This is a genomic window from Methanosphaera sp. WGK6 (assembly GCF_001729965.1).
Lineage (GTDB): Archaea > Methanobacteriota > Methanobacteria > Methanobacteriales > Methanobacteriaceae > Methanosphaera.
The window spans coordinates 135,827-161,042 of record NZ_JRWK01000004.1 but is presented as its reverse complement, the minus strand read 5'-3'; the positions used below and the strand labels follow the sequence as shown (position 1 = coordinate 161,042).

Below are 25,216 nucleotides of genomic sequence, written 5' to 3'. Positions count from 1 at the left end.
AAAATAATTCTAAGAAAAAATAGAAAATAATATGATTATTATAGCTAATTAAGCTATAACTTTATATACTTTAAACAATAATATTTTAATTAGAAAAAAATTAAGGAGATAGATATTTATGGCAGAATTACCATTAGCACCAATTGGAAGAATAATCAAAGACGCAGGAGCAGCAAGAGTAAGTGAAGATGCTAAAGAAGCACTCGCAAAAATCCTAGAAGACATAGGAACAGACATTGCAGCAGATGCAGTTCAATATGCAAAACATGCTGGTCGTAAAACCGTAAAAGCTGAAGATATTGAATTAGCAGAAGAATAAATCCAGTGTTTTTAAAATTAAAAAACACTTTCTTTTTTTATTTAAACATTTATTAAATTAAACTTTAAAATATTCAAGTAAACTTATACTATTTTTACACAACCTTTAAATACTATGAAGTATAATCTATTATTAGGTGACATGAATATGTGGCTACTAAAAATTAACAATGTTAATTAACAACCCATATATAAAAAAACACCTATAAAAAGCACAAAAAGAAAAGAAACAAAATAAAAGTGCAAAAATCAAACTAACAAAAAAAGTAAAAGAAAATAGACAAAAAAAAGAAGCAATATAAAAAAAACTATTTTCAGCTAACCACCAGAAAACACGAAAAAATCTCATCCTAAAAGCAAAAAACGAGAAAATCACCCAAAAAAAACATTGAAAAATGTTAACTATACAAAAAAATCCTATAAAAAAAAACTAACAAGAACTTAATTTATCACCAAAAAAAATTAAGATCCTATAAAAAAACTGACAAAAAAACTCACCACCAAATCCTATAAAAAAACAAAAAACTCCAAAAAAAACACGATATCATAAAAATAACCACCCACACCTATAAAGGAGAACACAACAATTCTCCAAACAAACCACCTATTTTAATAAAAAAAAATAACATTAATTAAATAATTATCAACACCCTATTAAAACTATATATTTAACGAGTTCGTTAATAAAGAAATGAAAAATATAAAATGTATTGATAAAAAAAATACTATAAAAATAGTTTATTTTAGAAAAAATAAGTTTTTTAGTTTCTTATGAAAGATTACTATCCAATAAGGGTTTTAATAATAGTCATGAATAAATATAAAAAAGAAAGAGAAAAATGAGTATTTCCCCCTATTTTTAAACTATTGTTAGTCTTGTAGTTGTATTTTGTCCAGCTTTGTATGATTTAGTTTCACCAGTAACAATAGTTATATTATTAAATGATTTTATATTTGTATTTATGTTTGTGAGATTGATTATTCCATTTGTTACTGTGAAATATAATGTATTGTTATTGTTATCCTTGAGTGTTTTTCCATTTACTTTTACACAAACTTTGTTGTTTCCTATAAGTAGATTTCCATGGTAGTCTGTGATATTTCCTGTGATTGATGTTATTACTTTTGTAGAGTTATTTATTAGTACATTGTTTATATTTACGGTTATATCTGATTTTTCCACATTGAATATTGTAGTATTTCTGGAGTCCGGATAGAATATATCATTTTGGTAGACTGCCTCTACAATATAATTTCTAAGATTTCCTGAGCTATCAGTACTAGTCATTCCAGCAGGTACGTGGTATGTGTATTGTGCTGTGTTATTTTCTACTTTTACTCTGATTACTTTACCATTATTATCTTTTAGTGAAACACCATTGAGTTTAAATAGGACATATCCATTCTCATTTATAGCTGTAGTATTTTGTTTATTTCTTGTAGTATCTGTTACTACTGCTGTGAATGTTATATTTGTGTCTTGTTTTGTGGTGTTTACTGTTGTTACTGTGATATTTGCATTTCTTTTTGCAATTTGTGCTATTGTTGTATCTGATACATTTTCTGCATACATATTAGTTCCACTGTATGATGCTGATAAGTTTTTAGCATTACGTAGGTATAAATCAGCATTTAGTGTATATGTTACAAGTCCATTTACTACACTGAATTTTAGTGGTGCTTGTGTACTGTTAAATGATCCGTCAATTCTTAGTGTTTTACCATTTAATTTAAATACAAGATTACCACCAGTTAACGGGTTATCATTAATATCTGTTACATGTGCTGTTAATGTGATATTTTCTCCAATAACTCCAAATACTGGGTCTACTAGGACACGAGTATTATTTTTATATACATTTACTAGTATTGTTGTTGTGGTATTTTGGTAGTTTTTGTTTAGTGTTGTGTATACTATAGTTATATTTCGTGTATTTTGTAAATTTAGTGTTATATTTGCTGTTCCATTCACTACATTACCCACACCAATACTTTTTTCATCAGAATATGCTGTTATTGTTCCATTTCGTATTGTATCATTATACACATCTCTTAAAGCGATATTTACAGTTATATTTCTATTATTGCCAGATAATGTGTATGTTTGATTAGTTATCAGGGAATCTTCTAGTAAATTATCGATGTATGTGTTATTATTAATAACTAATGTCTTTGTTTTATTAGTATCTGAATTATTTAATAACATATCTCTTGTGTTATCAGTATTGTTTATAAATAAATTATTAGTAATAGATATGTTACCATTATTATATAGTACGAAACCTGTTTTCACCTGATTGCTATTTAGTGTATTATTATTAACTATAATAGTTCCATTATTATATATTACTCCATTATTACTTGCAGTATTCTTTGTGAAAATGTTATTATCAATTCTATTAGTTCCACCATTATTGTAGATTGCTCCACCATCTTGTGTTGCATAGTTATTCTTAAAAATATTGTCATTAACTATAATTTGTCCATAGTAGTTATATATTACTCCACCATTACTTGCCGTGTTGTTAGTGATTGTATTATTACTTATAGTATTGTTTCTACAACTAGTATATATTACTCCACCATTACCTGCTGTATTATTAGTGATGGTATTGTTACTTATAGTATTACTACCACTACTAGCACATATTACTCCACCATTTGATCCTACAGTGTTATTAGTAATTGTATTGTTACTTATAATATTAGTTCCACCATTAGTATAGATTGCTCCTCCACTTTTACTTGCCGTGTTGTTAATAATTATATTATTACTTATAGTATTAGTTCCACCATTAGTATAGATTGCTCCACCATTAATAGCATTGTTGTTAGTAATTGTATTGTTAATTACATTATTAATCCTACCATCATTGTAGATTACACCACCATATTGTGTTGCATAGTTATCTTTAAAAGTATTATTACTAACCGTAATCCTATTACTATTGTGTATAACACCACCATCACCATTTACATGGTTATCAGTGAAAATATTATTATAAACTGTAATATTCTCATCATTGTAGATTACACCACCATTTCGAGTTGCATTATTACTAATAAAAATATTATCACGGACTGTACTATTTCCACGATTATATATTACACCTGCAAGTTCTGTGGCAGAGTTATCTTTGAAAATATTGTTACATATATCAATAGACCAATAATTGCTAAATATTACACCACCACTCTTTGCAGTATTACCCGTGAACGTATTATTACTAACAATACTTGTTCCATAACCATTGTAGATTACACCACCATATAATGTTGCATAGTTATCTTTGAAACTATTATTACCAACCACCATATTTCCATGATTATAAAGTACACCACCCTCATTATTTGCAATACTATTAATGAAGGTATTGTTATTAATTGTAATATTCTCATTATTATAAATTACTCCACCATTACCTGCAGTACTATCCGTGAACATATTATTACTAACTATGCTTGTTCCATAACCATTGTAGATTACACCACCACTCTTTGCAGTACTACCTGTGAACGTATTATTACCAATTATACTAGTTCCATAATCATTATAAAGTATACCACCCTCATTATTTGCAGCACAATTAGTGAAGGTATTGTTATTAATTATAATATTACCTTTATTGTAGATTACACCACCATTACTTGCAGTACTATTTATAAACGTGTTATTACTAATCATACTAGTTCCATAATCCTTATTGTAGACTACACTACCCCTGTTTGCAGTACTACCCGTGAACATATTATTACTAACTATACTAGTTCCATAACCATTATAAAGTATACCACCCTCATTATTTGCAGTACAATTAGTGAAGGTATTGTTATTAATTGTAATATTTCCTCTATTATATATAACACCATAACTATTTACAGTATTACTAGTGAACGTATTATTACTAATTATACTAGTTCCATTCTCATTATAAATTACACCACCATCAAGTGCTGTATTGTTAGTGAAAGTATTGTTACTCATTATACTAATTCCACCAAAATGATTGTAGATTACACTACCTGTAATTTCTGCAGTATTATTAGTGAAAATATTGTTACTCATAAAAGTAGTACCATGAGCAGTTTCTATTACACCACCATCAAGTGCTGTGTTGCCTGTAAAAGAACAATTAATCACATCAAGACGTCCATCATTACTTATTGCACCACCAACACTGTTGTATATGTTAGATGGTGCATAATTACTTATAAAACTACTGTTACTAAGTATACTGGTTCTACTATTGTATAGTGCACCACCAATTAATGCATGATTCTCTTTGAATATACTATTATCCACTGTAAGATATCCATGGTTATTTATTGCACCACCATATGTTGCATTATTTCTATTAAATACACTATTATTTATAGTAAGATATCCACTGTTGTATATTGCTCCATCAACAAATCCCATATTATTAGTGTGTGTTGTGTTAATTAGTGTAAGATTCCCATCGGATGTTACGGTTATTCTTGTCTGATTTAATGTTAGATTTCCTATTGTAACTGTTGAAGTTATTATTATAGTTCCATTTCCGGTAAGTATTGAATTTTGTCCATTTATTGTTAAATTCCTATTTATAATAATTCTATTGCTTCCATTGTATGTGCCTTGTGCTAATTCTATTGTATCACTTGTTCCATTATTTATCTGAGTTACTAGTTCATCATACGAGTTTACAGTTACTGTATCTGTTTTCAAAGTTTTATTTACCTTTTCTTCTTTAAATGTACTGTTCTGTATTATTTTACCAGCATTATCTGAATTTATGATTTTTTGTGGACTTTCATCTAATGTATCAGTGCTTAAGATACTAGTATTATTTGTATCTTCTGCAGATACACTATTTAATCCATATATCAATACAAGTAAAATAAATAAGAACACAGAATATGTTTTTTTATTCATGAAATTCTCTCATATATTAATTACTTTAAAAATAATACTATCATCAAGAATAAATAGAAAAAAAATAAGCAAAATATTAACATATTCTCTTCAATTTATCTTAATCATTGTATAAGAATTGAAATAGAAATCAATCCTTAAATAATATATAAATTACAGGTACAATAACTAGTTATTTCAAAAATTAATCACATGAAATTTACAAATTATATGCAGATTATATGAAAATTCTATATGCAAAAAAAAATACTTTGTTGAAATACTTATTTTCAAATTAATTATATTAATCCATGATTATTATTAAATCATTTTTCTTTGAATTTCCAAATTTTATTTTGAATGTAAACTTAGATGAAATAACAAAGATATGATTATTTAATTAAGAGTTTATTCTACTCTTTAAATTCAAAAAAAATATAGTTTTAATCAATAGAAAAAAAAATAAGTTTTTTTTAGTTTCTTATGAAAGATTACTATCTAAATAATTGGATTTTGATGATTTTCATAAGTAATATAAAAAAGGAAGAGAAAAATGAGTATTTCCCCCTATTTTTACACTATTGTTATTTTTGTAGTTGTGTTTTGTCCAGCTTTGTATGATTTAGTTTCACCAGTAACAATAGTTATATTATTAAATGATTTAATGTTTGTAGTTATGCCTCTAATGTTTATGATTCCATTTGTTACTGTGAAATATAGTGTATTGTTATTGTTATCCTTGAGTGTTTTTCCATTTACTTTTACACAAATTCTGTTGTTTCCGATAAGTAGATTTCCATGATAGTCTGTGATATTTCCTGTGATTGATGTTATTCTTTTTGTAGAGTTATTTATTAGTACATTGTTTATATTTACTGTTATGTCTGATTTTTCTACATTGAATATTGTGGTATTTCTAGTATCTGGGTAGAATATATCATTTTGGTAGACTGCTTCTACAATATAATCTTTAAGTTTTCCTGATTCATCAGTACTAGTCATTCCAGCAGGTACGTGGTATGTGTATTGTGCTGTGTTATTTTCTACTTTTACTCTGATTATTTTACCCTTATTATCTTTTAGTGAAACACCATTGAGTTTAAATAGAACATATCCATTCTCATTTATAGCTGTAGTATTTTGTCTATTTCTTGTAGTATCCGTTAGTATTGCTGTGAATGTTATGTTTGTGTCTTGTTTTGTGGTGTTTACTGTTGTTACTGTGATATTTGCATTTCTTTTTGCAATTTGTGCTATTGTTATATCTGATACGTTTTCTGAATACTTGCTAGTTCCACTGTATGATGCTGATAAGTTTTTAGCATTACGTAGGTATAAATCAGCATTTAGTGTATATGTTACAGATCCATTTACTACACTGAATTTTAGTGGTGCTTGTGTACTGTTAAATGATCCATCAATTCTTAGTGTTTTACCATTTAATTTAAATACAAGATTACCACCAGTTAACGGATTACCTTTAATATCTGTTACATGTGCTGTTAATATGATTTTTTCTCCAATAACTCCAGTTACTGGATTTACTACTATTATTGTACTTACTTTATTTACAAGTATATTTTCTGTTGTTTTTGTTGCATTGTATATATTATTACCATTGTATGTTATGGTTATATTGTTATTTCCAAGTGGAATTGGTAGTCTTGTAATTACTGTACCATTTTCATTTGTTGTTCTATTAATTGATGTTCCATTTGGTAATGTTATTATTATTTGGGCATATGGTATTGTTTGGCCTGTTGTTGTGTCAGTTAATGTTATGTTTACTGTGGTATTTCCTATTATATTATTTTGTATATTGAAGTCTATGGTTACATCTCTTCCTGTTACTGTTATACTTGTATTTGTGTTACTTGAATTATGGTTTGTATTTCCTTCAAATATTACATCTATTGGGTATTCGCCAATTGTTGTTATGTCTTTTAGGTATACATTGCTACTTTCATTTAGATTATTGTTGTATAGGATATTTCCATTTGCATCTCTTATTACTATGTTACCTTCTGTTATGGTGTTTTGTGTTGTTGTATCTACTACATTTATATTTAGGGTGACATTTCCTGCTGTGTTATTGGTTACTGTTGTACTTATTGTGCTTTCACGTCCTGTTACATTTATGTTAATTAGTGTAGTGCTACTATAATAATCTAAATTATCTTCATAGGTTACATTGATGAGGTACTCACCAATTTCAGTAATAGTAGTTATAATTGGAGTATTGTTATCAAATATAGATTCCTTACCAATAGTAGTACCATTTTCATCATATATAATTACAGTTCCTCTGTTAATAGGAGTACCTGTTTCAGTGTCAGTTACTAAGACTGTTACTGTTACATTACCAGCAGTATTGTTAATTACATTGGTTGTAATTGTACTATTTATTTTTATTACAGTTACTGGTATTATTATTGTGGTATTTTGATAGTTTTTGTTTAATGTTGTGTATACTAGAGTTACATTTCCAGTATTTTGTAAGTTTAGTGTTATATTTGCTGTTCCATTCACTACATTACCCATACCTATACGGTTTCCATTAGAATATGCTGTTATTGTTCCATTTCGTATTGTATCATTATACACATCTCTTAAAGCCATATTTACAGTTATATTTCTATTGTTACTGTATATTGTGTATGTTTGATTAGTTATCAATGTAGACTCCAGTAAATTATCAATATAGGTGTTATTATTAATAAATACTGTATTATTAGTAGTTGGATTATTTAATAACATATCCCTCGTATTATCAGTGTTATTTATAAATAAATTATTAGTAATAGATATATTACCATTATTATTTATTACAAAACCATTTGACATATTACTCATATAATTGCTATTTAGTATATTATTATTAACTATAATAGTTCCATCATTCTGTATTACTCCACCATTATTATATGCTGTGTTATTAATGAAAGTATTATTAATTACACTAGTATTATCAGCCCTATAATCATTATTTATTGCACCACCATTAGATCCATTATTATTAATGAAGGTATTATTAATTATACTAGTATCCCTAGCACCATACTCATTATTTATTGCACCACCATAACCTCCATTATTATTAATGAAGGTATTATTAATTATACTAGTATCCCTAGCACCATACTCATTATTTATTGCACCACCATTAGATCCATTATTATTAATGAAGGTATTACCACTTATAATACTAACCAACCCATCATTGTCTATTGCACCACCACGACGAGATACTGTGTTATTAATAAATATATTATTAATTATAAAATTACTAGTCCTACTATAACTGCATATTCCTCCACCACTACTTGCACTATTATTAGCAATAATATTATTAAATACACTAACATTAGCATTTTCATAGTTATAAATTGCACCACCACCAGATATTCCAGTACAATTAGTAATTATATTATTACTTATACTAGCATTTCCCAGATTATATATTGCACCACCATAAGTTGCTACACTATTAGAAATAGTATTATTATTTATACTAATATATCCCAAGTAGTTGTCTATTGCACCACCACCACCATAAACTGCCGTGTTATTAGTAAACATACTATTCTCTATAATAGCCATAGCACCCCTATTATTTATTGCACCACCCCTTGATGCATTATTTTCATTAAATACACTATTATTTACAGCAAGATACCCCAGATTATATACTGCACCAGCATATCCCACATTATTACTGTGTGTCGTGTTAACTAATGTAAGATTCCCAGTAGATTCTACAATTATTCCAGTCTGATTAAATGTTAAATTTCCCATAATAACTGTTGAAGCTATTGTTATAGTCCCATTTCCAGTAAGTACTGCATCCTGCCCATTTATTGTTAAATTCCTATCAATATTAATATTATTACTTCCATTGTATATGCCCTGTACCAATTCTATTGTATCACTTGATCCATTATTTATTTCATTTACTAATTCATCATACGAATTAACAACTACATTATCAGTTTTCAAAGTCCTATTTACCTGTTTTTCCTTAAATGAAGTATTCTGCATTATTTTACCCATATCCGAATTTACGATTTTATGTGAACCCTCATCTAATGTATCAACACTTATAATACCAGTAGTATTTGCATCTTCTGCAGATACACTATTCAATCCACAAATCAATACAAGTAAAATAAATAAGAACACAGAATATATTTTATTATTCATAAAATTCTCTCATATATTAATTACTTTAACTAAATAATACCATAATTAGAAATAAAAAAATAAGCAATACAGTTACATACCCTTTTCTAATTATCCTAATTATTGTATAAGAATTGAAATAAAAATCAATCCTCAAATAATATATAAAATACAAGTACAATAATTACTTATTTCAAAAATTAATCACAAGAAAATTACAAATTACACACACATCATACAAAAATACCATACAAAAAAAATACATTATTAAAACCACCGAATTCAAAAACAGGAAAATAACTTTGAAATTATATAATTATGTTAACATACATGATAAATAACTATAAATAACATTTTTACTTCATAACCAGAACAAACATGAACCATCAATACGGTTTCCAGAGTTTGAAGGAGAATGGGAAACTATTTTAATTAAAGATAAATTTGATTTCTATTCCACGAACTCTTTTTCAAGATCTAAATTAGACAAAAATAACGGAAAAGTACAAAATATACATTATGGTGATATACATACCAAATTTCCATGTATAGTAAATGTTCAAAAAGAAAAAATACCTTATATCAACAAGAGTGTTCCTGAAAATAAAATAAATAAATTTGAATACTGTAAAGATGGTGATTTAATAATAGCTGATGCATCTGAAGATTATGATGATATAGGCAAAGCCATTGAATTAACTAATATCCAATCTAATAAAATCATAAGTGGATTACATACTTTATTATTAAGAGATAAAACAAACAATGTTTCACCATTCTTTAATGGATATTTATTTCAAAATGAATCCGTAAAAAAAGAAATAAAAATAAAAGCTAATGGAATTTCTGTATTAGGAATCAGCAAAAAACAATTACAACAAATACGTATAACAATTCCTTTAAAAGAAGAACAAGAAAAAATAGCAAAATTCCTATCACAAATAGACAAAAAAATCAGTTTAATGGAAAAGAAAAATGAATGTTTAATTAATTTTAAAAAACATTATATTCAAAATTTAAATATAAGTCCTCGAAATTTTAAAGTTAAATATGGATGGAAATTAATTAAATTGAATAAAGTTTTAAAAGAACATAAATTAAAAAGTACGGGTCAAGAAGAAGTTTATTCAGTTTCTGTTACGGAGGGTTTAATTAATCAGGTGCAACACTTAGGTAGAAGTTTTTCTGCAAATAATACTGATAATTATAATGTAGTTAAAATCGGTGATATTGTTTATACTAAAAGTCCTACAGGGGATTTTCCGTTAGGTATTATTAAACAAAGCCATATTGATAATAATGTTATTGTATCTCCATTATATGGTGTTTTTAAACCTATTACTGTGGAATTAGGTTATATTCTGGAAAATTATTTTGAATCTCCAGTTAATTGTTACAATTATCTTCATCCTATTGTTCAAATTGGTGCAAAACATACCATGAATATAACTAATAGTATATTTTTATCTAAAGAATTATATTTACCAATAGATTATGAAGAACAGAAATCAATTGCAAATGATTTGTATTTAATTAATAAAAAAATAAATCTAATGAAAGAAAAAATTAATTCAATTAGAAGTTTTAAGAAGTATCTTCTTCAAAATATGTTTTGTTAAACTGAGTAGATTGTATTATTTATTATGCATAGTTATTAGTATGTATAATAATAAACTTTTTATTCAATTTTGTAGAGAACGTAATATTAAACAAGGTACTGCTAAGTGTTATTGTTCATCAATAGAAAATTATACTTCTTTTCATGACATGACTATTGATAAATTGGTTGATGAAGCAATCATTGATGAAGAAAATAATATCTTACTAAAGAATAGGCGAATAAAGAAACATTTACTTGATTATCGTAATTATATGTTAGATAGTAGTCTTTCACCAAACACTATTAAAACTTATTTTTCTAAATTAAAAACTTTTTATTTACATTTTGACATAGAACTACCCTCTCTACATGATGTTAAATTTGATAAATATATGAAACAAATTATTTTAGATCTTCCTAATCATGAACATATCTCAAGAGCTCTTGAAATGGTTCCTTTATCATTTAAAGCATTAATTCTTTTTATCTCAAGCAGTGGAACTGCAAAAGCAGAAACATTATCATTAACTGTGGATGATTTTATTAAAGCAAAACAAGAATATCATACAAAAACAACATTAAATGAAACACTTGATGAATTAGAAGAAAGAAATGATATAATACCTACAATATAGTTAAAGAGAATTAAAATTGATAAATACTATTACACATTTTGCTCAAATGAAGCAAGCACATGTATAGTAAAATATCTAAAAACAAGAAAAAATCTAAATAGAAGACAAATTATTTCATTTTAGTAACTCCTTAGTAATAGTAACCTTCCAAAAAATCAATGACAATAAATAACTGGGGATTCAAAGGAAAATACAGGTTTTTCAGATCACATACACTCAGAAAATATCATGTAAGTGCTTTAGGATTAGCAGCAGAATACATAGATACACTACAAGGACTAAGTAAAAACATAGTACATGAAACATACATCAAAACAATAAAATGTGATAATATATCCAAAAAAAGAAGAAAAAGAAATTAAAGAAGATATACCCATCACAATTAACATATTTCTCTCAGATACATTATATAACATATATTAACTACAGTATACTTACCTATAACGAAGTAAAAAAAATTATCTCTCCAAAAAGTACAAAATTCCAGAAAATAGTAAAATTCTTTTTTCCATAAACATCTATATCTATATTATAATTTAAAAATATTATCTCAACAGGGAAACTCTTTTTAATTACTCTAAATTTTTATTATAAAAAAATTGTAGAATATTACATATTACATGTATATGTAATTGTTTATTTTCCAGTAAAAAAAGGAAATATTGGTGGTTAAATATAATCTAAATAAAATAGTTCATTGTTTCAATACATGTACTGCTATTTTTTGACCCATTTCATAGGCAGCTTCTAAATCCTTAGGATATTCTTCAGCATGTTGTTTTGCCTTAGCTTCAGGATCAAATAGATAGTTTTCATACTTAGAATAATCATCAAATTGGTATGTATCATAAACAGTAGTTCTATAAACATCACCAATAATATTTTTTAAATAATTTTCTAATAATTTAAAACTATTTTCATATAGTTCATCAGACATTTCTTTTTGAACATTCATAGTAATAATTAATCCTGTAGGTATATTCTTTTTAAGTAGATTTTCTCCACCATACACCATTTTTGGGAAAAGTAGTCTTTCAATAAAACTTTGCGTTTCACCAGTAATATGTCCAAAATATATAGGACTTCCAATTACTAGACCATCAGCATTCCATATATCTTCAAGTAATTCTTTAAGATCATCATTTATAGGACATGTTCCATAAAATGGTCCATCAATCAATTTACAACTAAAACAAGACATACAACCTTTAAAATTAATCTTATATAAATCTACTTCTTCAATTTCAATAGAACTAGTATCTACACCATTTTTTACGAGTTCATCTTTTAGTCCATCTATTGTTTTACTTATAAGTTCACTAGTATTTTTCCCACGTGGACTTCCATTTACTGCATAAAATTTCATATAATAAAAACTCCTTATTATTTAAGATAATTATATGTAAAACATGATATAATAATATTTCTTTTTCAAAAATAAGTCTATATAATAAAAGGGAGGTGATTTTCATGGTTTTATATGATTTTGATTCATATTAAACCATTTTGGGTAATTTTATTCTTTTGTTACTGTTAATGTTGTAGTAGTATCTACTCTTTCATAACTTTTATCTGCAAATACTGCAGTTAAGGTGTATTCTTTTGCTGAGTAGTTTTCTGGGATAGTGTATTGTGCTGTTGCTATTCCATTTTCTACTGTTGCATAGATTGTTTTTCCTTCTGCATCTTTAAGTGTTTTACCATTGAGTTTAAATACTACTTTTCCTGAGTTTACTGTGTTATTGGTTGTATCATCTGTTATTTTCACTGTTAATGTTGCTGTTTCTCCAGCTTTAACTGTCACTGGTTCTAGTTCTAGTTTTGCTGTACGTTTTGTAACAGTAAGTGTTGTAGTACTTTCTACTTTTTCATATGCACTATCTGCAAATACTGCAGTTAAGGTGTATTCTTTTGCTGAGTAGTTTTCTGGGATAGTGTATTGTACTGTTGCTATTCCATTTTCTACTGTTGCATAGATTGTTTTTCCTTCTGCATCTTTAAGTGTTTTACCATTGAGTTTAAATACTACTTTTCCTGAGTTTACTGTGTTATTAGTTGTATCATCTGTTATTTTCACTGTTAATGTTGCTGTTTCTCCAGCTTTAACTGTCACTGGTTCTAGTTCTAGTTTTGCGGTACGTTTTGTAACAGTTACTGTTACAGGTTCAGCTACACTGCTTTCATAGTTATCATTTCCACCATATGTTGCAGTAAGTGTTGCTCCTTCTTTAGACCATGCACTTGTAAGTGTAATGTTTTCAAGTGTTGCTACACCATTTACTACATTTACATAGATTGGATTATCATTTTCATCACGTAATGTTTTACCATTAAGTTTGAATACAAATTTACCACTATCTACAAGACTATCATCTTGACCTTTAACAGTTGCTTCAAGGTTAACAATATCTCCAATAAGACCAGTTACAGGAGTTATTGTGATTGTAGTGTTAACTTTAGGAAGTCCTGAGTTATTAATTACTACATCATTACTTCCACTGTCGCTTACAGAGTTATCACCAAATAATTCTTTTGCAACTAATGTATTGAATGTAACATTATTTTCAGATCCACCGCGTATTTCTGCTGCATATGTGTTATTTAATGATTTTACTGTGTTATATGATGCAATTGTATTTTTATTTTCTTGAATGATTATTCCTGCATTGTTTTTACTGGTTATTGTGTTTTCTGTTATTGAATTATCATTTCCACGGTATGTGTATATACCTGTGGTTTGTCCTTTAATGTAATCTGCTGTTGAGTAAGTATTATTATCTTTACCATTTACTGTGATTGTGTTTCCAGTAATGTTTGTTTTAACTCCAATAACTCCAATACCTGTTGGTGTGGTTGCATTTAAGAGTATTGTATTGTTTGCAATTGTAGTGTAATCTCCACCAAATTGTTCAATACCATATATACTGTAACCAGTACCATATATTGTATTGTTTATTACTGAGTTGTTTATAACATTTCCTGTACCTTCAGTGTATGTTCCACCCATGTATGCACGATCTGTGAATACTATTCCATATCCAACATTTTCATTAGTGGTACCTTCACCATAACCTGCAGTTCCAACACTTAAATTAAGAACATTGTTACTTATAATGTTATTTGAGTAATCTGTGGAGTCAAAGTAAATAGCATTAGTGTAATTTGTACCTTTAATTGTTAAATTATTGTTACTTACAATATTATTAGATGAATTTAAATACACTCCATATAACCATCCACTACCAGCTACATTGTTAATGATAATATTGTTACCTGTAATTGTGTTATTATCTGATTTAACACTTATACCATAACAGGATGGATATAAATCTCCTTCTTTTGTATCTTCGATAGTTATATTAATAGTTGAATTAATAATACTACTGTTTCTAAAGTTTATGTTTATAGGTACCATATCAGGTGTACTTTTTCCATTACTCCAGTCAATATTACTAGTAGTCATATTAACAATAATTGTAGAGTTAATAATTGTACCTGCAGGATAATTTGAATAAACGTTGTTACCTGTTCTATCAAATAAAATTAATGAAGCTATTGCTCTACCAGCAGTTCCATAATTATTTTCAAATATAATAGTACAATTTTCTATAGTACTGTTTTCTGTTACAAGTAAACATCGAGAGTAAACATGACTATATTCACTATAGTATATTGTTGTATTAACTAAGTGAGATTGTGCTTGTAATTTCATTCCCATATTACTAATAGGATCTTCACTTATTATAGTACAATTACTAAGGTAAGAAGTGAGTGATGCTCCTCTTAAATACTCTCTATACTCCTCAGTTAAATGGCCAATTTTTATAATTTTATTTCTATACATCTGGTTTAGATAATAATATCCCTCATCATCAGAATAGAAAAGGTCCATGAATGTTGAAGTTGAAATAACTATAACTTCCACATCACTTTTCAATGATTTAGAATTATCTGTACTACTACTACTACTCCATGAATTATTAATATCTGTGACTGTAGAAGTTTCAGGGACAAATATACCAGAACCTATATTATTAGTTACAGTTACGTTATTTTTATTATTTGTCACTGTAATTATTCCAGTAATATTGTTTCTATTAATTAATACATTTGATGAACTTACTGTTACTGCACCGTTTACTATGTTTTCTTCGAGAATTGTGTTGTTGTTTAAGGTTACTGATCCTGCTGTGTTGTGGGATGCGGTTGCATTTTTTTGTAATGTTAATTTTCCACTTATGGTGTTGTTTTCTACTGTACTGTTTTGTGATACTGTTACAGATCCACTTGCAATGTTGTTATTGTAGGTGTTTCCATAGTATCTGTCACTGTAATCTCCAACATCAGTATTAGTAGTACTCATCCATTGTGTTGTCATTGATTGACTTGAACCACTTATAGTGTTGTTTTCAATTAAGTTATCATGACCAGTTATGGTTATTCCATTGGATATACTAGATCCTGATGGTCCTGTTATTACATTGTTTGTAATATTGTTGTGTGAGTTTGCATGGATATCATTAGTAGATATGTTGTGTATATTGTATGTTGTTAAATATACTAAATTTCCAACAGTACCTGTTCCAGTTATTGTGTTATTGTTTATATTAGTGTAGTTTGCTCCAGCAAGTACTAATGTACTACTTCCACCATTGTTTGTTGTGGTGAATACACAATTTTCAACTGTTACAAATGTTGAACCTTCACGGATAGATAATATACCTATACCTTGACCTACTCTTTGATTAGATACAGTGATTTCAGAATCACTTATAGTAACATGGTTTGTATTATTTAATATAATTTGTGAATTATAGAAAGTAATATCAGTTATATTAGTATTTGATCCTGTATCAACAATTATAAATGCTGCTCCAGTTTCATTACCATAGTAACTACCTGAAGTAGTATTTAGGTTAATTGTATGACCATTACCGTTTATGGTTACTGCTTTATCAATAGTCCATGTTGTTCCATTTGCTGGTGTGATATCACTTGTTATGTCTATAACATCTCCATCATCGATTCCACCAATAAATCCACTTCTATTGAAGTATGTTGCATAATTACTACTATCAATTGAGTAACTATTACTTGTCTTTAAGGATTTAGTATTAGTATTATCTACATTTGTACTTACAGTATTATCTACTGTGTTACTTGTAGTTTGAATACTTGTATCTGCTGATACTGTATTATCATCAGTTGTTTCAGCTGCACTGAGTGCTGATAATCCTACAAGTAGGAATACGAGTGTAGTTAATAAGAATACTTTTTTAATATTCTTGTTCATATCGTTTCCTTCTAATTTTTTTTATAAAATTAACATATACTCTTTTTCACTTATTTTAAATTATTTTATATATTATTTAATAACTTAATCTTTTTTTATATTTATTAAAGTACATATTAATATATTATATTATATAATTACAGTATATTAATGTTTGTTATTATTAAGTTTATTTTTAAAAATTTAGTTTAAGAGTATATTTTTCTAATAAAAAGTATATTTCAGTGGTATTTAATGGATTTTTATAAAAAATAATAGATTAAGAGGGGGGGGAGTTGTAATTTGTTTTATTTTATTGTCCATGTATTTGTCTTAGCTTGTATATCTACCATACGTGTAAATAGTCCATTTTTGGCGTATAATTCTCTGGGATTTCCTTCTTCTATGATTTGTCCTTTATCTATTACTACTAGTTTATCTGCATTTTGTATTGTTCTCATACGGTGTGCTATGATGATTACTGTCTTGTTTTTTAGGAGTTTGTTTAATGCTTCTTGTATTTTTGTTTCATTTTCAACGTCAAGTGAACTTGTTGCTTCATCTAGTATGACTATTGGTGCATCTTTAAGTAGTGCTCTGGCTATTGCTATTCTTTGTCTTTCACCTCCTGAGAGTAGTACACCGTTTTCTCCAATATTTGTTTCATAGCCTTCGGGTAGTTTTTCTATGAATTCTATGCAGTTAGCATCATGTGCTGCCTGGTATATTTCTTCATCACTTGCATCTTTTCGACCAATACGTATGTTTTCTTTTATTGTGTTGTTAAATAGTATTACGTCCTGGAATACTATGCTGTAGTTTTCCAGTATTTTCTCGGTGTTTATAGTGTTTATATCTGTTTTTCCAAGGGTTATAACTCCACTTGTTGGACTTAGGAGCTTTGCTGCTAGTTTACTTATTGTTGATTTTCCACTTCCTGATGGTCCAATGAGTGCTGTTATCTGGTTTTGTTTTGCTGTGAATGTTATGTTTTTGAGTACTTGTTTGTTATCATATGCGAAGTTTACGTTGTGGAATTTTATTTCATAGTTATCTAGGTGGTATGTTTCTTTTTTTATGGGTTCTATTTGTTCTTCTATTTCTTTCATTCTACTTATTTTGGTGTCTGCTAGGAATATTTCTGCTACGAAGGTAAGTGCTATTTCTAGTGGTGAAAATATGTTTGTTGCAGCAATTACAAATATTATTAGTGTGTATATGTTTACTTCATTTCTGGTGTATAGGCTTATTGCAGTTATTAGTAGTGTTATTACACCTAGTTTTAGTATCATCTGGCTTAGTGTTACAAAGCTTCCACTTACTAGTTCTGTTTTTATGTGGGTGTTTTTTAGTTCTTGTGTTTCTTTTCTTATTTTCTGGTAGTATGTTTGTGTGTAGTTATATGATTGTATTTCTCTTATAGAGTCTAGTCCATCTTGTATTGTATTGGATACTTTTCTTGAGGCTTTAACTACTTTTGTCCCATTTTTTTCTTGTATTTTCTTAGACAAGTATAGTCCTGCAAATGATACTGGTACTACCCATAGTAGTGATATTGTTAGTATTGGGTTGTATATGAGCATTCCTATGGTTATTAGTATTATTAATATTATTGATCCACTTAGTTGTGGTATTGCATGTGAGAATACGTGTTCTAGGTCTGTGCAGTCATTCATTATTGTTGCACTAAGATCTGATAGGTCTTTTTTTTCAAAGAATGATAGTGGTAGTAGTCGTATGTTTTCGGCTAATGTTATTCTTCGTTCTATACTTGAGTCATATGTTGTGTTGTATACATAGTAGTATTGTTTGTAGTATGTGTATGTGATAAGTATTGATACTACTATTATGGGTATGATGTATATGTGTAGTGTTGGTGTTATATGTTGTTGTATTAGTAGGTATAGTAGTGTCATGTATAGTATCATTGGTATTATTAGTGTCATGTCATGTAGCAGACTCCATAGTATTCCTTTTATCAGGTTTTTAGTTGATGTTTTTGTTAGTAGGAATTTCTCTGATAGGTAGTTGGTTAGCATGTTATATCACCTTTGTTGTTTATTTTCCATTCTACTGATTTATTGTATTCTTGCCACATTGTATTGTATAGTCCTTCTTTTTCTAGTAGTTCTTCGTGTGTTCCCTCTTCTTTTATATGTCCTTCATCTATTACTATTATACGATCAACATTTCTTATTGTGGATAGTCTGTGTGCTATTATTAGTACTGTTTTGTTTTGTGTTATTTCTTCTAGTGCTTCTTGTATTTCTACTTCGTTTTCTGGGTCTGTGAATGCTGTTGCTTCATCTAGTATGATTATTGGTGCATCTTTAAGTAGTGCTCGTGCTAGTATTATTCGTTGTTTTTCGCCTCCTGATAGATATAATCCGTCTTTTTCTATTATTGTATCTAGGCCATTGGGTAGTTTTTCTATTATTTCTGTGCATTTGGCTTTTTCTATTATTTCTATTATTTTGTCTTTGCTTGTTTTTTTGTTCATTGTTATGTTGTTGTATATTGTGTCTTGTAGTAGTTGGTGGTTTTGGAATACAAATGCTATCTTATTGTTTAGGTCTTCTTGGGATAAGTCTTTTATGTTTATATTGCCTATTTTGATTGAACCGTTACTTGTATCATAAAATCGGGGTATTAGTTGTGCTAGTGTTGTTTTTCCTCCACCTGATGGTCCTACTAATGCTATTGTTTCTTTTTCTTTTATTTCTAGGTTAATATTTTCTAGTGTGTTTTCATGATTTCCTTTATACTTGAATGTTACATTATCTAGTGTTATGTTATGTTTATCTGTTGTTTTTGGATTTATTGGTTGTGGTAGTGTTTTTTGTGTTGTTATTTCATCTATTTTAGTTAGTGCTTGTTTTGCTAGCATATATGCCTCGGATATTGTCATTATTCTCATTATCATCACACCTGTTATTGGTGTGAGCATTATATAAAATATGAGATTGGCTATTAGTGTCATATCTACGGGGTTTGTCATAAATATTATTGCTACGGGTATTAGTAGTATGAAAAATCCATTTGTTGCAAGAGTGTATTCTGTCATTGGTATTTGCATGCTGAATGTGTATTTTTTTACGAATGTTCCATACATTGTTATTGAGTTATAGAAGTTTTTAAATGAGTATATTGATTGTTGAAATGTTTTGGTTACTGGTATTCCTCTAAGGTATTCTATTGATTCACTGTTCATGTTTTCTAGGCATTCATGGTATTTTGTCATGAATTCTGCAGAGTTGTTTGTAAACATACGTGCTAGTGCTATTAGACTTATTATTATTGGTATTATGCATATGATTCCAAGTTTCCAGTTAAAGTAGAATATGAATACTATGAATGTTATTGTTGTAATTATTGCACCTATAGCGTCTGGTAGTAGGTGTGCTAGTAGTGCTTCTGTTTGTGATGAGCTTAGTTCTATGTTTTTTCGTAGATATCCACTTGTATGGGTGTCAAAGTAGCCTAGTGGTAGGTTTAGCACGTGTTTTACTAGAGCGTCTTTCATGTTTTTCTCATTTTCAAATGCTGAGTAGTGTGTGCACATTAATCCTATGAAGTATATAATCATTCCAGTTATCATGAGTATTAGTGCTGTTATTGCATTAGAGTATAGTTCTTGTGTTGGTGGATTAGTTTGTGTTAATAGTATTGTTATAATTGTTGATATGTATATGATTGGTGTTAGTGTGAGTATTGCTGATATTCCTGATAATGTGCAGCCTAGTATTGTTAGGTATTTCTTTTTTCCTGAATATTTTAGTAGTTGACTTAATGTGTTTGTCATTTTCTTGTGTTCTCCAAAGTTATCTCTCCTTATAAGTTTAGTTATACCTAAATTTTTCATAACTTGAAAAAACATCCACATCCTACACATAAAAAACATTTTAAAAAAAACTTTCTAAAAAAAAATAACAACTTTATCTAGGTTAAAAAATCTAAACTTAAATAATAATATGGAATAACTAATATATAAAGATTTAAGAAAAAACATATTTTTTTAAGTATCGAACGCTAAACATTTAAAGAATACAAAAATGAAACAAATTCATATACATCAACTACATGAAAAACAATAATTTAACATGTTTATAAATATAGTTCTAATAAACGATAATTGTATGTTTTATAAAAAAATTATATGATTATGAAATATATATTCATGGTTAAAATCTATTTTAACAGACAGTATATTTTTTAACAGATAATTATGTATATTACAGATAAATAAATATTATTATTATTAAATTATATTGGGGTGAATTGTATGATTGTAATAGCTACAACTAAAATATATTCTAATGGACAAACAGCTATTCCAAAAAAAAATTCGAAAAGAATTTAATATAACTGAAGATAGTTATATTGAATGGGGTAAAAATGAATCTGGTGAACTTCAAGTTAAAATTAAGGATAAAAAACCCACATTTGAAAATTTAATCGGATTAGGAAAATCTATGAATAAAACTAATGCTGTAAAGCTTAAAAAGGAGTTATATAAATGAATAAAATTTTTTTAGATTCTTCATTTATCATTGCTTTAGTTAATGAAAATGATGATTTACATGAAAAAGCTAAAGAATTAGTTAAAACTAAAATTCTTCAAGAAAATGAAATTTATATTTCTAATTTAATTATAAATGAAGTTATTACTGTAGTGGGTAATATAATTAATACAAATGTAGCAATTGATACTTATAATTTATTAGTTGAATTATGTATAATTTTAAATGAATATAAAGAAAATAATTTCAATAATAATGTAATAAATTATTATAGTTTTTATAAAAATAAATTAAGTTTTGTAGATTGTTCTAGATTAGAACTTATGAAGATATATGATATTCCTTATTTAGTTTCATATGATAAAGAATTTAAAAGAGTTAATGAAATTGAGTTAATTAATTAATTAGTTTTATTTTTACACATAGATGTAATAAAAATACATAAATAAATTCATATAATAAACTATAATATTAATTTTTCAATTATTCATATTCTCTTTTTCTAGTTAATTATAATGGGTATTGTCCCTCAACTTCCTTCTTATTTCTAAGCCAAGTTTTTAACATAATATCATTTATAGTATACTTTTTATCAAAACCATAATCAAGTATACCCTTATTATTCAATGAATCAATATACTTAGTTAATGTAGCCTTAGAATAACCTGATGCATCTAGTAATTCATTCCATGTTAATTTGTCTTCATCTACAAGAATTTTAACTATATGCTTTTCTGACTTATTAAGAGTACCCCACACATATAACCACATAACCACAATTTGATCCATTTGAAGCAAGAAGCTTTCCTTAATCATATCACTATCATATTCTTCTCCAGGATTTAATATATTACAAAATGTATTAATATATGCAGGTATTCCACGGGTACACTTATAGAAGCGTTCAAATCCATCACTAGTAAATCTAATATTATCTGATTTATCATTTATGTAATTCAAGGTTTCTTCTTTTGTAAATGGATCTATATGTATTTGAATCATTCGTCCACCAAATGCACCAGTTTGCCCATTTAACATTTCTATTACTTCAGCAGTTTTAGATACAGAACCTGTGAAAATATAGCTTACATTTGATTGTTCTTGAACAAAACTCCTAATTAACCAGAAGAATGCCTCAGGATTGGATAAATTTTTTAGTAATTGGAATTCATCCATAACTATAATAAAACCTTTTATATCTTCTGTTGAATCAACAATACTTTGAGGTAGTTCCATTACAAATTTACTTAATTCTTGGTAGTTGTCTCTGATTTCGGGTAGTGGTATGTTTAGTATTGTTGTTGCATCTTTAAAGTCATAATTTTTTAGTTTTAGAGTATTTAGCTTGTTTTTAATTGTTTGTTCTATTTTTTGGGGTTGTGTTTTATCTTCATTTATCTTTGCTTCTATACTACTTAGTAGTTCTTTTAGTACTTCTTCTTCACTTATTTTTCCTTGATTTTCTCCGTATATTCTTGATAGGTCTATGTATATTGTTAGTATGTCGTCTGGCTGGTCTTTTAGTATTTTTTTAAGTAGAAATGTTTTTCCAACTCCTCTTGTTCCTGTGATAAGTATTTGGTTGGATAAATCTTCGTAGATACTGTTTATTTGGAGTGATATTCGTTTTATATCCTTTTTTCTATTGTAGAAGTATTTGTCTATGTTTTTGGGTACACTTGTGGGCATCATTTTCTCAAAAATTCCTTTTATTTATTATGTAGTATTTTTATTATTTTAGTGATATATAGTTATACTAGTTTAATTATAGTAAACTGGTTCAATGTATTTTATATCTAATTGAGGTTCATTTATATAAACTAGTTTATTTTATGTAAACTAGTTCAACCTATTTATCTAATAGTATGTCATCAAGTGTTAGATTAAGTCCTTCTTTTTCATTTATCTTTACAAGATTTTCCTCAATAATTCTTTCATGTTCCCTTTTTTCAAGGGCAATATAGTCAAAGAGGATTTTATCATGTTTTTCAAGGTCTTCTGTTTCGAGTAGTTGTGGATATATTTCATCTATAAAACGTTTATTATCATTAAATGGTAATTCATAGTCCATTTCAACAACAGTACTACTATTTATTACTTCATCTAATGATAAATTAGGTATATCTAGTTTAAGTGTATCATCAGTACTTAGACTCTCTTTTAGAAGATCTTCTAGTATACTTTCAAGACTCTGGTCTTTGATAATAGAATTATCTTGTGTTAATTGTGCAGTGTATTGTAGAAATGGTGCATATTTTTCTTGTGGTGCTCCAATCCATAGGTCCGTGTATGCCTTGTTTAGCATGTGTTCTTTTATAGTATTCCACTTATTTTCATGGAATTGATCTATAGCCTCTTCAATTTCATGTAATATTTTTTTATCATATGTAGTATTTGTAGGATGTTCTAGATATGTGTCTATTAGTTGTATGTCTGTTTTATCGATTGATAGAGTGTATACTTTTACTATTTTTTCTGAGTATTCATCTTTTTGAGCTGATATTGTGTAGGTGACTTCTTCCATGAAAATCATTTCCCTTGTTATCTGTATAGTGTTTTTAGTTGTAGACTTGCCTTAGAACAGTAGTCTATCATGGCTCTTATAATATTATCTATATCTGATTCATATATTGTGTTTTCTTGTAATTCTCTGGCCATGATATTTAAATCATCGTCTGTTAGTGATTGTAGGAATTTTCTTGTTTCATTGTATCTTGTGAAGTCCTCATTTATCAGCATATCTGTATACATTGTGAATTTATTCACATATTCCTTTTGGTAGTCTCCATCAAATACAAGATTTGATGCTACTATTCCTGCATATGTACCTGAGCCTATTGCTGCATCTATCTTCATATTGGTTAATGGATTTATAAATCCTGCAGCATCTCCTGTTAGTATAATATTGTCTTGTACACGTTCTCTACTTACACCATTTCCTGGTATTTCTTTTATTAGTTTATTGTTTATTTCATAATCATCTATTTTTAATTGATTTTTTATGAAGTCTTCCATGTGTTGTTGTGTCTTGTTAGTTTTATTGTTTTGTGTGGCCATTGTAATGTATTGTGTATTTTCATCTTTTGGCATGACACATACATAACCACCAGGGGAGTAACTTCCATAGTACATATCTATCATATCAGATGATTTTACATCACTACTTGTTATCTCGTATTGTATGAGTGTTTTGGTTTTATCTGGTGTATTGTCATATTCAAGTTCTACTTGTTTTGATAGGTTGTTTTCGGTTCCCTCTGCTATGATGAGTATGTCTGTTGTTATTGTACTTGTGGTACCGTTTTCTTCTATTGTTACTTGTACTTGATTTTTTTGTCTGGATATTTTTGTTGCAGTGGTGTCTAGTTTTATTGTTATATTATTTTCTACACTTTTTTGAAGATCTCTTGTTAGTTTATCTAGATTTACGATGTATGCTGGTTCTGGTAGTGCTACATTTTCTTCATCTAGTACTATTTTTGTTTTATCTGGTACATTTAGTGTAAATCCCTTGGTTTCTTTGATTATCCAGTCAGGGTTTGCTTTTATGTTTAGTTGTCTTAGTGATTTTTTGGTTATGTATTCTGTTTGTGGGGTGGTGAGTTTTTCTTTTTTATCAATGAGCATTACTTTTGCTTGATAGGTGGTTGCTTCTTTTGCTGCACATAGTCCTGCTATTCCTCCACCTATTATTAGTATTTCTGTTTCTATATTCATTTTATCACTTTGTTATTTTATTTGTCTTTTACTTTTTATATCTTTTTTTACAAGCCCATTTTTTCTATAAAAATTAGTCAT

At 27.8% G+C, this 25,216-nt stretch carries 15 protein-coding genes and 1 pseudogene; 7 read left to right on the top strand and 9 right to left on the bottom strand.

The window, feature by feature from the left end; all coding sequences use genetic code 11:
- Window positions 1–118: 118 nt before the first annotated feature.
- Window positions 119–319, top strand: a complete 201-nt coding sequence (locus tag NL43_RS03380) for a histone family protein (protein ID WP_069592641.1) — start codon at window positions 119–121, stop codon at window positions 317–319.
- 858 nt (window positions 320–1,177) lie between these two features.
- On the opposite strand, the gene NL43_RS03375 is transcribed toward NL43_RS03380, so the two are convergent.
- Both NL43_RS03375 and NL43_RS03370 read right to left on the bottom strand, forming a co-directional pair.
- The gene (locus tag NL43_RS03375; RefSeq protein ID WP_069592640.1) at window positions 1,178–5,233 is read right to left on the bottom strand and encodes a right-handed parallel beta-helix repeat-containing protein; all 4,056 of its coding nucleotides are present in this window, start codon (window positions 5,231–5,233) and stop codon (window positions 1,178–1,180) included.
- 552 nt (window positions 5,234–5,785) lie between these two features.
- A complete protein-coding gene (locus NL43_RS03370) occupies window positions 5,786–9,412 on the bottom strand; it encodes a hypothetical protein (protein WP_069592639.1) in 3,627 nt (1,208 codons plus the stop codon).
- A 326-nt stretch (window positions 9,413–9,738) separates the two neighbouring features.
- Between NL43_RS03370 and NL43_RS08520 the strand changes: the two are divergent.
- The 4 genes and pseudogenes from NL43_RS08520 to NL43_RS08415 all read left to right on the top strand — a co-directional run.
- Window positions 9,739–10,359, top strand: a pseudogene (locus NL43_RS08520) (restriction endonuclease subunit S); the annotation flags it as partial.
- Window positions 10,360–10,461: 102 nt separating this feature from the next.
- Entirely contained in the window at window positions 10,462–11,010 is a 549-nt protein-coding gene (locus NL43_RS08425) for a restriction endonuclease subunit S (protein WP_241776211.1), read from the top strand.
- 40 nt (window positions 11,011–11,050) lie between these two features.
- Entirely contained in the window at window positions 11,051–11,626 is a 576-nt protein-coding gene (locus NL43_RS08420) for a phage integrase N-terminal SAM-like domain-containing protein (RefSeq protein ID WP_241776210.1), read from the top strand.
- A 158-nt stretch (window positions 11,627–11,784) separates the two neighbouring features.
- The gene (locus NL43_RS08415) at window positions 11,785–11,988 is read left to right on the top strand and encodes a hypothetical protein (protein WP_241776209.1); all 204 of its coding nucleotides are present in this window, start codon (window positions 11,785–11,787) and stop codon (window positions 11,986–11,988) included.
- A 332-nt stretch (window positions 11,989–12,320) separates the two neighbouring features.
- Here the strand turns inward: NL43_RS08415 and NL43_RS03355 are convergent, their stop codons facing one another.
- The 4 genes from NL43_RS03355 to NL43_RS03340 all read right to left on the bottom strand — a co-directional run bounded on the left by NL43_RS03355 (window position 12,321) and on the right by NL43_RS03340 (window position 20,700).
- Window positions 12,321–12,992 (bottom strand): flavodoxin family protein, encoded by a 672-nt coding sequence (locus NL43_RS03355; protein WP_069592637.1) that lies wholly within the window; start codon window positions 12,990–12,992, stop codon window positions 12,321–12,323.
- 150 nt (window positions 12,993–13,142) lie between these two features.
- A complete protein-coding gene (locus tag NL43_RS03350; protein ID WP_069592636.1) occupies window positions 13,143–16,919 on the bottom strand; it encodes a hypothetical protein in 3,777 nt (1,258 codons plus the stop codon).
- Window positions 16,920–17,206: 287 nt separating this feature from the next.
- A complete protein-coding gene (locus tag NL43_RS03345; RefSeq protein ID WP_069592635.1) occupies window positions 17,207–18,937 on the bottom strand; it encodes an ABC transporter ATP-binding protein in 1,731 nt (576 codons plus the stop codon).
- Window positions 18,931–20,700 carry an ABC transporter ATP-binding protein gene (locus tag NL43_RS03340; protein WP_069592634.1) on the bottom strand — a complete coding sequence of 590 codons (1,770 nt, stop codon included), beginning with the start codon at window positions 20,698–20,700 and terminating at the stop codon, window positions 18,931–18,933. Before NL43_RS03340 ends, NL43_RS03345 begins: the two co-directional genes overlap by 7 nt.
- 514 nt (window positions 20,701–21,214) lie before the next feature.
- Between NL43_RS03340 and NL43_RS03335 the strand changes: the two genes are divergently transcribed.
- The gene (locus tag NL43_RS03335) at window positions 21,215–21,418 is read left to right on the top strand and encodes a hypothetical protein (RefSeq protein WP_084790382.1); all 204 of its coding nucleotides are present in this window, start codon (window positions 21,215–21,217) and stop codon (window positions 21,416–21,418) included.
- Window positions 21,415–21,822: a type II toxin-antitoxin system VapC family toxin gene (locus NL43_RS03330; protein ID WP_069592633.1), complete on the top strand. Its 408-nt coding sequence runs from the start codon at window positions 21,415–21,417 to the stop codon at window positions 21,820–21,822. The genes NL43_RS03335 and NL43_RS03330 overlap by 4 nt, the downstream gene beginning before the upstream one ends.
- Window positions 21,823–21,928: 106 nt before the next feature.
- Here the strand turns inward: NL43_RS03330 and NL43_RS03325 are convergent, their stop codons facing one another.
- From NL43_RS03325 to NL43_RS03315, 3 genes are all read right to left on the bottom strand, one after another.
- Window positions 21,929–23,110, bottom strand: a complete 1,182-nt coding sequence (locus NL43_RS03325; RefSeq protein WP_069592632.1) for an ATP-binding protein — start codon at window positions 23,108–23,110, stop codon at window positions 21,929–21,931.
- A 157-nt stretch (window positions 23,111–23,267) separates the two neighbouring features.
- Entirely contained in the window at window positions 23,268–23,942 is a 675-nt protein-coding gene (locus NL43_RS03320; RefSeq protein WP_069592631.1) for a hypothetical protein, read from the bottom strand.
- Between the two features lie 17 nt (window positions 23,943–23,959).
- Entirely contained in the window at window positions 23,960–25,135 is a 1,176-nt protein-coding gene (locus tag NL43_RS03315; RefSeq protein WP_069592630.1) for an NAD(P)/FAD-dependent oxidoreductase, read from the bottom strand.
- Window positions 25,136–25,216 lie beyond the last annotated feature (81 nt).

Excerpts from the sequence above, each read along its gene's own strand:
- NL43_RS03380 (WP_069592641.1), top strand. The coding sequence starts at position 119 with ATGGCAGAATTACCATTAGCACCAATTGGAAGAATAATCAAAGACGCA.
- NL43_RS03375 (WP_069592640.1), bottom strand. The coding sequence starts at position 5,233 with ATGAATAAAAAAACATATTCTGTGTTCTTATTTATTTTACTTGTATTG.
- NL43_RS03370 (WP_069592639.1), bottom strand. The coding sequence starts at position 9,412 with ATGAATAATAAAATATATTCTGTGTTCTTATTTATTTTACTTGTATTG.
- NL43_RS08420 (WP_241776210.1), top strand. The coding sequence starts at position 11,051 with ATGTATAATAATAAACTTTTTATTCAATTTTGTAGAGAACGTAATATT.
- NL43_RS08415 (WP_241776209.1), top strand. The coding sequence starts at position 11,785 with ATGACAATAAATAACTGGGGATTCAAAGGAAAATACAGGTTTTTCAGA.
- NL43_RS03355 (WP_069592637.1), bottom strand. The coding sequence starts at position 12,992 with ATGAAATTTTATGCAGTAAATGGAAGTCCACGTGGGAAAAATACTAGT.
- NL43_RS03350 (WP_069592636.1), bottom strand. The coding sequence starts at position 16,919 with ATGAACAAGAATATTAAAAAAGTATTCTTATTAACTACACTCGTATTC.
- NL43_RS03345 (WP_069592635.1), bottom strand. The coding sequence starts at position 18,937 with ATGCTAACCAACTACCTATCAGAGAAATTCCTACTAACAAAAACATCA.
- NL43_RS03340 (WP_069592634.1), bottom strand. The coding sequence starts at position 20,700 with ATGACAAACACATTAAGTCAACTACTAAAATATTCAGGAAAAAAGAAA.
- NL43_RS03335 (WP_084790382.1), top strand. The coding sequence starts at position 21,215 with ATGGACAAACAGCTATTCCAAAAAAAAATTCGAAAAGAATTTAATATA.
- NL43_RS03330 (WP_069592633.1), top strand. The coding sequence starts at position 21,415 with ATGAATAAAATTTTTTTAGATTCTTCATTTATCATTGCTTTAGTTAAT.
- NL43_RS03325 (WP_069592632.1), bottom strand. The coding sequence starts at position 23,110 with ATGATGCCCACAAGTGTACCCAAAAACATAGACAAATACTTCTACAAT.
- NL43_RS03320 (WP_069592631.1), bottom strand. The coding sequence starts at position 23,942 with ATGGAAGAAGTCACCTACACAATATCAGCTCAAAAAGATGAATACTCA.
- NL43_RS03315 (WP_069592630.1), bottom strand. The coding sequence starts at position 25,135 with ATGAATATAGAAACAGAAATACTAATAATAGGTGGAGGAATAGCAGGA.